We start from the raw sequence: 7,832 nt of genomic DNA, 5'->3' as shown, positions 1-7,832 counted from the left end.
CCGTCTTTCCTCCTTCTCCCATGCAGGAAAAGGATGTATCGGGTATTAGCTACCGTTTCCGGTAGTTATCCCTGTCTTGTGGGCAGGTTGCCTACGTGTTACTCACCCGTCCGCCGCTAGGTTGTTTAGAAGCAAGCTTCTAAACAACCCCGCTCGACTTGCATGTATTAGGCACGCCGCCAGCGTTCGTCCTGAGCCAGGATCAAACTCTCCATTAAAGACCAACCGAAGTTGGTTTATAGAAAAGAGCGATAAGCTCATTTTGAAACTGACGAGATAAAAATATCTCTTGTTTGATTTTGCGAACAAAATCATTTTACTCACTCGTTGTTCAGTTTTCAAAGATCAAACATTCTTTTTCGTTGATTTAGCTTGTCACTTCATCAACTCTTATATCATATCATGTCCGAACCAACTTTGCAAGCATTTTTTTTGAAATCTTTTTTTGTAACACTCGCTCGCAACATTGTATTTCTTGGCCGGAATTAGAATATACCATATGCATATCCCTATTGCAAGCATTTATTAGATAAGATTTCACAATGCTTTATTTATTATTCGTTTTCCTTCTATATAATAGCTTCTTTGTATCTATCTGCGTCTAACTACAAAAAAAGAACCTCTTCCCTTAAGCAACAGGAAAGAGGTTCTGTGTTCTATATCTACTGATTATTCGGAGCCCATAAAGGCAAAGCGGATCACTACAATAATAGCAAGCACCCACATGAGCCAGTGAATTTTAACTTTATTGCTGGTAAACAGATTACTGAACACAGCCAGCACAACGTAAGACAGAATACCAGCAGAGATACCATTCGCGATTCCACCTGTGAAAGGCATTAGCACGATGGTCAAAAATGCAGGAAATGCCAACAGGAAGTTATCCCAGTCGATGTTGCGAACCTGACTCATCATTAGGACCCCAACGATAATCAGAGCTGGAGCAGTAGCGGCAGAAGGCACAACCAGAGCCAATGGTGCAATAAACAGGGCCAACAAGAACAGAACACCTGTCGTTACAGCAGTCAGTCCGGTACGTCCGCCTTCTTCTACCCCTGCGGAGCTTTCTACGAATGCTGTAATCGTACTTGTACCCAATACTGCGCCGGTACTTACGCCAACAGCATCCACCAGCATCGCTTTACCGATAATTTTCTCGCCTTTTTTCTTATCTTTCATTATACCCGCGCGTGTAGCTGTACCTACCAAGGTACCGAACGTATCAAATAACTCTACAAATGTGAAAATGAAAATGATATCAAACAGACCAATATGCAAAGCTGCTTTCAAGTCTAACTGACCTACAGCCAAATTACTGAAATCAGGAATCCAGTTGCCTGTTGTCAAGCTACTCAGATTTGTTACTCCCATCGGAATACCGATTAATGTAGTAGCTACGATCCCAATCAGCAATGCACCTTTGACCCGAACGACCATCAGTGCTGCGATAATAAGCAATCCGATTAGCGCCAGCAGTGCATCCTTTTGATGTACCAGACTTCCCAGAATCAAATTAAAAGCATGACCCGGAACCGGCTGACCAACATCTGTCCCTGGAACGATGCTCACCATAACCAGATTACAAAGCTTGAAGCCGACAATCGTAATAAACAAGCCGATACCCACTGTAATGGCTGTCTTTAAATTTTCCGGAACCGCAACAAGCAGCATCTGTCTTACTCGTGTCACGGTTAAAATCAGAAAGACGATACCGGATATAAATACAGCGCCAAGTGCCGCTTGCCAAGTAATCATGCCATTCGAACTCAGGACTACAGTCATAAAATAAGCATTCAAGCCCATACCCGGCGCCATGCCGATCGGCACATTAACGAATAAACCCATCAGTATGGTAACCAAACCTGCACCTACCGCCGTCGCAAAAAAGACAGCTTCACTGGGCATACCTGCTCCAGTCGGACCTAAAAAAGTATTGTTGACCACCAGAATATAAGCCATGGTCATAAAAGTAGTAATCCCCGCAATAATCTCTGTGCGGACGTTCGTGCCATGTTCCTTTAATTTAAAGAAACGCTCCATGAGTCGTAATTCCTCCTACGCAAAGCATACTCGTATTGTTATCGTTCGTTTGAAGTAATATTCGCATTCATATGCGCTATATTATTACATTCGTTATTTTAGGCTCTCACCTACTGCTTGTCAACAGAAAAAGCGAATGTTACAAATTGAACACATATGTATTGTTCGGAAAACAGAAAACCCGCAAGCTATTATGCAGCTGACGGGTTATGATTTAGAGGAATCAGAGATTTTTGTACTTATCAAAGGCATTCGCTGTGTCTGGTATATTTTCCAGATAAACGATCTTACCTTCCGCATCCAGCCGGGCCTTGTCCACTCCAGTAAGTGTATAAACTTCGCCTGTTGCTTTTTTACCACACACTGCCCATTTGGTTTGATAGGTATCAGGTTCTCTGGGTACAGGTTTCCAACCTTCATACATATGCTTGATTTCGAGCGATCCCTCAAAGAACATATTCAAGAAGCTTTTCCAACTGTCCATACCTTGTTTTCGATCACCATTCAATACAAACTCAATCTTCTCAGAAAAAAGGCTAATTAATCGTTCTCTACTCTTCTCGTCATCTTTTGCTAAATCATAGTAGTGAAAATATTCTTCTAAAATCTTCATCGTGTGCAATTCCTTTCGTGCTGTATATGTGTATGCGTCCTTATGAGAAGGTTATTGCAATTTTACCGACAGCGTGGTGAGTTTCGCTTAAAGCGTGTGCGTCATACAAACCTTTTTGTGAAAAAGGAAACGTAGCTCCTACTACCGATCTTACTTTCTTTTGCTCCAACAGGTCGGCAATTTCCTGTAGCTGCTGTCCGTTGGGCTCCAGCCATATATTTTTGGCCGTTACGTTGTACTCCTTCACCAGCTCTTCGTCAAAATTGCTGACAATGGATATGATCCGTCCGGTATCCCTTTTCATTACCTTAAAGCTGTTCTTCTGAACATCCCCACCCATCGTATCGAACACCACGTCCACATCAGATAAAACTTCCTCAAAACGAGTTGTACGATAGTCAATGATTTGGTCGGCTCCCAATGAAGCAAGCAATTCATGATTACGCTCACTGGCTGTAGTAATGACATAGGCTCCGGCTTGTTTGGCAAACTGGATAGCAAACATGCCTACGCCACCTGCACCTGCGTGGATTAATACTTTCTCCCCTTTGGTCAGTTGACCATGTGTAAAGAGCGCCTGCCAAGCAGTCAACCCCGCCAAAGGTACAGAAGCGGCTTCTTCCCAAGAAGTTGAGGCAGGTTTACGTGCCAGCAAGTGATCATCCACCAAGGTATACTCGGCATAAGTACCGAACCGTGTGGTGTCCGGGCGTGCAAACACTTCATCTCCCACTTTCCAATCGGTGACCTCGCTGCCTACTTCCGAAATAGTGCCGGCTACATCCCAGCCTAAAATAATCGGGAACTCCCAATCCATCATTTGTTTTAAGTAACCTTCACGCAGCTTCCAGTCAATTGGATTGATGGAGGTAGCCGCCACTTTGACTACAACCTGATGAGCCTGTGGTGTAGGAGTAGCCACTTCTCTTTCTTTCAATTCATCCTTGCTTCCATACTGATCTATAACGATGGCTTTCATATTCATTTCCTCCTCGCACATTTACATATTCTTTACATTGCTAGACATACGCTGTAGCACATCTGTCAAAGCCACAATTTCCTCATCTGTAAACTTACATAGCAGCTTTTCCTGAAAGGCTTGTCTTTGCTCTGACAAAACTTGCAGCTCTTGAACCCCTAATTCGGTCAAACATATATAGGTCACACGCTTATCCTGCTCTTTTTTACTACGTAAAATCAGACCTTCCTCTTCCAGCCTTCTCAGATGTCGGGTTACTGCTGCACCATCCAGAACGAGCAGGTGTTGGAGTTCCAGCTGACTTAGTTCCTGACGATGATCAATATGATACAAAATTTCAACCTTGGTAAAGCTGGTTTTTAACTGTGCTTCAAAGGCGTTATTCATTTCTTTACACAAAAGATGCATGCGATAAAACAACTGGCTTTTTTCAGAGCAATGTTCGATGACAAACCCTCCTCCTAATACTTGACCTATCAATTGATATATCAAGTATTATACACCCCCTCTAAAAATAAACAAGCCCTGAGACAAGTCTATATATACAAATCCTACAATCACAAAAAAATGCTCAAGCTAAACGAATAAGCCTGAGCAATCTAGAATTTGTAGTTAGTAGGGTCATTCGATAAAACGATGAAATGGTCCAAATTACAGTGTATTCATAAATCCGATAATACGGGCCGCCATCCGCTCGTGGCCTGCCTGATTCGGGTGCAGGCCGTCAGGAACACCATTTTCCCCTGTAAAGTACATCTGTTTATGTACAGGCAATAGTGGTTGAATTCCGGCGATATTCCACAGATCGCAGCACGGGAAAGAATAAAGTGAGGCCACTTCTCTCACGGCCTGTGCATACGCGCTATAGACTTGACCAGTAATGGCATTAGGCAGATGCTCAGGAACCGTATCACTTGATCCGTGAGGCGGAGTCAAAAAGACGATCAGCTTGTCCGGGTAACGGTTAATTAGTCCTTCGGCAATATGCTTGAGCGCACCATAAAACGTACGCGTTTCTGTCGATGGCGTATCCAAGCTACCGAACGGTATTTCTCCCATCGAAAAATCGTTTCTTCCCCCCATAAAAAAGATCACGTCTGCATGAGGGTTCATTTTCTCATAACGCTCACACATCGGTTCAAAACCGCCGCTGGCTACACTGCTGCCGGATATGCCGTGATTCTCAAAGGTTAGGAATCCCAGTGCGTCGCTCACAAGGTGGGGGTAAGGCTTTTCTCCATCACGCAATTCATATCCAAACGTAATGCTATCGCCCAGAAATACAGCATGGCTGCCTTGGTATTTGCCTTGATTGATTGTCATTCGATATCTCTCCTATCTATTAGATCGTATTGTTGATTTCGATAAATTTATGTTCAATCGCTGTCATTTCGTGATTTGGCCGGGTTATTAAATATGTATCCATGTAGCCGAAGGTTGGGGGAGCGGGCAAATAGGATGTTACTTTAAATTGCCGCGCCAGCTTTTTGGACATGAGGGTGATTCCCATTCCCATCAAGGAAAATTGCACCATCGTATCAAACACACCGACCTCTACCACCTCGCCATGGGTCAATTGCATGTCCTGATACATCTTCTCTAAATACGTGAGATACAGGCAACCATCCGACAATATGATAATAGACGCTCCTTGGAGTACCTGTTTGAGATCCGAGCCTTCATGTATGCCTTTCCCCACCAGCACCAGTTCTTCACGGCATATTTTTTGATAATGAATATACGGGTTGGCGGGATACCCTGTAACAAAAGCAATATCGAGTTCGCCGTCAAGGATCAATCGCTCCATTTCCGTCGTGGTTCCGGTTTTTAATGTAACCGAAGCCTGCGGATACAGCTCATATACCTTCGTGAGCGCCCTCGTTGTTTCGCCCGCCACGATGGACTGCATGGTACCGATGCGCAGCTTTTCCTCCTGAGGTCTCATTTTCATCTCCGTGTCTTGCCATAGCAACAACATTTGCTTGAACTGAGCATACAAGGTTTCTCCTGCGGGTGTCAGCTCCATACCACGGGGCTTTCGGTAAAATAACGCTGTGCCGTAATGGGCCTCCAGCTTCTTTATTTTGGCCGTCATATTCGATTGCAGGTGATTCAACTTTTGTGCTGCTTCTGTCAGGCTTCTCAGCTCTGCCACCGAAACAAACGCCTGCATATTTTCAATATCCATCCCTTCACCACCCATCAAATAAAATGATACCTATATCATAAACAAGCATTTTTATTTATGAGTTAAGTGTATTATATTGGCCTTGGATGCTATTTTCCACCCTCATTTTAAAAATCAGGAGGTATGGCAACATGATCAAAAAGAAGATTCGTGTAGGTATCGTAGGAGGTTCGATGAATAATAAATGGGCCAGTCAAACGCATATTCCGGCTTTGCTCAAGCACTCGAACCTGGATATCACTGCCGTCGGTACCTCTCGTATGGAGAGTGCGCGACAAAGCGCAGAAGAAGTAGGTGCGGCACTAGCTTTTGATGATTCCAAAAAGCTCGCAGCTTCCGAGGATGTGGACATGGTCGTGGTGAGCGTAAAAGTTCCCCATCATTACGAGGCGGTGATGGCGGCAATTCAAGAGAGAAAGCATATTTTTTGTGAATGGCCCTTGGGGGCAAACACTGCGGAAGCTGCTGAAATGGCCAAAGCGGCGGAACTGGCAGGCATTCATCATACCGTCGGCTTGCAGGCACGGCAGGATCTTGAAGTGCAAACGATGAAAAAGCTCGTGGAGGGCGGAGAGATTGGTGAAATTATATCCTGTCATATGCAAGTAGCTACTCCCGGCAAAGGAGGACAAGTAAATCAGGACACTGCTTATCTGCTGAATAGAGCCAATGGGGCTAATCTGCTCACGATTAATGGCGGACATTCCCTGGATGCGCTGCAATACATCGTTGGCGAATTCCGCGAGCTATCGGCCATCACATCATCCCGTTATCACGAAGCCACTATTCAGGAAACGGGTGAAGTCATTTCCAAGGATACAGCCGATCAGATTCTGATTCACGGACTATTGGAAAAAGGAGCACCTGTATCCGTTCACATTCAAGGTGGGGTGAATTCTAAGTTTGAGATAGAGATTCAAGGGAAAAAGGGCATTTTGCGTTTGTCACAGAATCCTTCGCTTGGGCATGTTCAATTCGGGAATCTAACGCTCGAAAAACTTGTGTACGATCCAAGCAGTACGCAAAGTCATGGTCCTAATGGCGCTTTTGAACAAATAAGTATAACTAGAGAGCCTAATATAAGCCTGGATTTCCCAAGAGAAGGGGTAACCCTAAATGTAGCCAAGGCTCATTATGTTTTTGCCGAGGATATTTTGACACACACCCGTCTCGCTCCCGATTTCAACCATGCCATAAAGCTGCATCAGCTACTGGACCGCATTGAGGAATCGGCTGCAACTGGGAAAAGGATCGTATGGTAAGGTAGAATTATAAAAAAGAACCTTTAACACCACGATAGATGTGGAGTTAAAGGTTCTTGATCTTTTAAAATCATGCATTCTCGACCTTTATACTGTCACTTTCAACCAAAATAACTTCCGCGTTGCTGATTGGATATAAATTTAATTGGCTGCCATATTCCTCAATGATGCTCTCCACCGCTTTTTTAAACGGGATGTTCGTATGGTGGGGGACTGGATAGAATTCAATTATCCCGAGCGCAATAAAGGAATCCAAAGCAGGCGCCTCCTCCACATTGTCCATAAGTCGGGCATATTCGATATTCGGTGATAAAATCATCGAACCTGCCGATTCGCCTATATATAACTTCCCTGCATTAACTTCATCAGCAATGATTTTGTCAGCCCCGGTTCTTCTCAACTCTTGAAGTAAATAAAATGTGTTGCCTCCGGTAATATAAATATAGTCATTTTCTCTAATTTTACTCTCTATTTCGTTCAATGTTGCTGTGCCGATTTCGATTTCATCCACGACTAATCCTAAATTCTCTAATGCTTTTTTCCCTGAATCCACATAAAACTTAACTTTCTCTGGAATACTTGCGGTTGGGATGAAGGTGACTTTTTTTCCTTCTAAGTTTTCACCAGCGAAATGGACTAAGCATGGTGCAACATCCTTAAATGAGGACGACAGAAATAATTTTTTCATCTCTTTATTCTCCTTAGAACAGCGTTTAATAAAACGAGATATGCAACACTTTAATCTAGGTA

Annotated in this window: 8 protein-coding genes and 1 rRNA gene; 1 reads left to right on the top strand and 8 read right to left on the bottom strand. The window is 43.7% G+C overall.

What is annotated here, in order from left to right; translation table 11 throughout:
- The 7 genes from BM358_RS16755 to BM358_RS16725 all read right to left on the bottom strand — a co-directional run.
- Nucleotides 1-218, bottom strand: a 16S ribosomal RNA gene (locus tag BM358_RS16755); the annotation flags it as partial.
- Nucleotides 219-669: 451 nt separating this feature from the next.
- Nucleotides 670-2,040, bottom strand: a complete 1,371-nt coding sequence (locus BM358_RS16750; RefSeq protein WP_023987039.1) for an NCS2 family permease — start codon at nucleotides 2,038-2,040, stop codon at nucleotides 670-672.
- A 223-nt stretch (nucleotides 2,041-2,263) separates the two neighbouring features.
- On the bottom strand, nucleotides 2,264-2,653 hold the full coding sequence (locus tag BM358_RS16745; protein ID WP_023987038.1) for a nuclear transport factor 2 family protein: 390 nt from the start codon (nucleotides 2,651-2,653) through the stop codon (nucleotides 2,264-2,266).
- 40 nt (nucleotides 2,654-2,693) lie between these two features.
- A complete protein-coding gene (locus tag BM358_RS16740; RefSeq protein ID WP_023987037.1) occupies nucleotides 2,694-3,632 on the bottom strand; it encodes an NADP-dependent oxidoreductase in 939 nt (312 codons plus the stop codon).
- Nucleotides 3,633-3,653: 21 nt separating this feature from the next.
- Complete coding sequence (locus BM358_RS16735; RefSeq protein WP_023987036.1) at nucleotides 3,654-4,124, bottom strand: MarR family winged helix-turn-helix transcriptional regulator; 471 nt, start codon at nucleotides 4,122-4,124, stop codon at nucleotides 3,654-3,656.
- A 159-nt stretch (nucleotides 4,125-4,283) separates the two neighbouring features.
- A complete protein-coding gene (locus tag BM358_RS16730; RefSeq protein ID WP_023987035.1) occupies nucleotides 4,284-4,955 on the bottom strand; it encodes an SGNH/GDSL hydrolase family protein in 672 nt (223 codons plus the stop codon).
- Nucleotides 4,956-4,974: 19 nt separating this feature from the next.
- Nucleotides 4,975-5,820 carry a LysR family transcriptional regulator gene (locus BM358_RS16725; protein ID WP_023987034.1) on the bottom strand — a complete coding sequence of 282 codons (846 nt, stop codon included), beginning with the start codon at nucleotides 5,818-5,820 and terminating at the stop codon, nucleotides 4,975-4,977.
- 131 nt (nucleotides 5,821-5,951) lie between these two features.
- Between BM358_RS16725 and BM358_RS16720 the strand changes: the two genes are divergently transcribed.
- Nucleotides 5,952-7,082 carry a Gfo/Idh/MocA family protein gene (locus BM358_RS16720; RefSeq protein ID WP_028540989.1) on the top strand — a complete coding sequence of 377 codons (1,131 nt, stop codon included), beginning with the start codon at nucleotides 5,952-5,954 and terminating at the stop codon, nucleotides 7,080-7,082.
- 70 nt (nucleotides 7,083-7,152) lie between these two features.
- Here the strand turns inward: BM358_RS16720 and BM358_RS16715 are convergent, their stop codons facing one another.
- Nucleotides 7,153-7,770: a Type 1 glutamine amidotransferase-like domain-containing protein gene (locus BM358_RS16715; RefSeq protein ID WP_028540990.1), complete on the bottom strand. Its 618-nt coding sequence runs from the start codon at nucleotides 7,768-7,770 to the stop codon at nucleotides 7,153-7,155.
- Nucleotides 7,771-7,832 lie beyond the last annotated feature (62 nt).

Source organism: Paenibacillus sp. cl130, assembly GCF_900116035.1.
In the GTDB taxonomy this organism is placed as follows: domain Bacteria; phylum Bacillota; class Bacilli; order Paenibacillales; family Paenibacillaceae; genus Paenibacillus; species Paenibacillus polymyxa_B.
Note: the sequence above shows the minus strand (reverse complement) of the source record. Positions and strands in the feature narration are given on the sequence as shown.

What these genes read in the sequence shown, in the direction of transcription:
- BM358_RS16750 (WP_023987039.1), bottom strand. Translation starts at nt 2,040, where the DNA reads ATGGAGCGTTTCTTTAAATTAAAGGAACATGGCACGAACGTCCGCACA.
- BM358_RS16745 (WP_023987038.1), bottom strand. Translation starts at nt 2,653, where the DNA reads ATGAAGATTTTAGAAGAATATTTTCACTACTATGATTTAGCAAAAGAT.
- BM358_RS16740 (WP_023987037.1), bottom strand. Translation starts at nt 3,632, where the DNA reads ATGAAAGCCATCGTTATAGATCAGTATGGAAGCAAGGATGAATTGAAA.
- BM358_RS16730 (WP_023987035.1), bottom strand. Translation starts at nt 4,955, where the DNA reads ATGACAATCAATCAAGGCAAATACCAAGGCAGCCATGCTGTATTTCTG.
- BM358_RS16725 (WP_023987034.1), bottom strand. Translation starts at nt 5,820, where the DNA reads ATGGATATTGAAAATATGCAGGCGTTTGTTTCGGTGGCAGAGCTGAGA.
- BM358_RS16720 (WP_028540989.1), top strand. Translation starts at nt 5,952, where the DNA reads ATGATCAAAAAGAAGATTCGTGTAGGTATCGTAGGAGGTTCGATGAAT.
- BM358_RS16715 (WP_028540990.1), bottom strand. Translation starts at nt 7,770, where the DNA reads ATGAAAAAATTATTTCTGTCGTCCTCATTTAAGGATGTTGCACCATGC.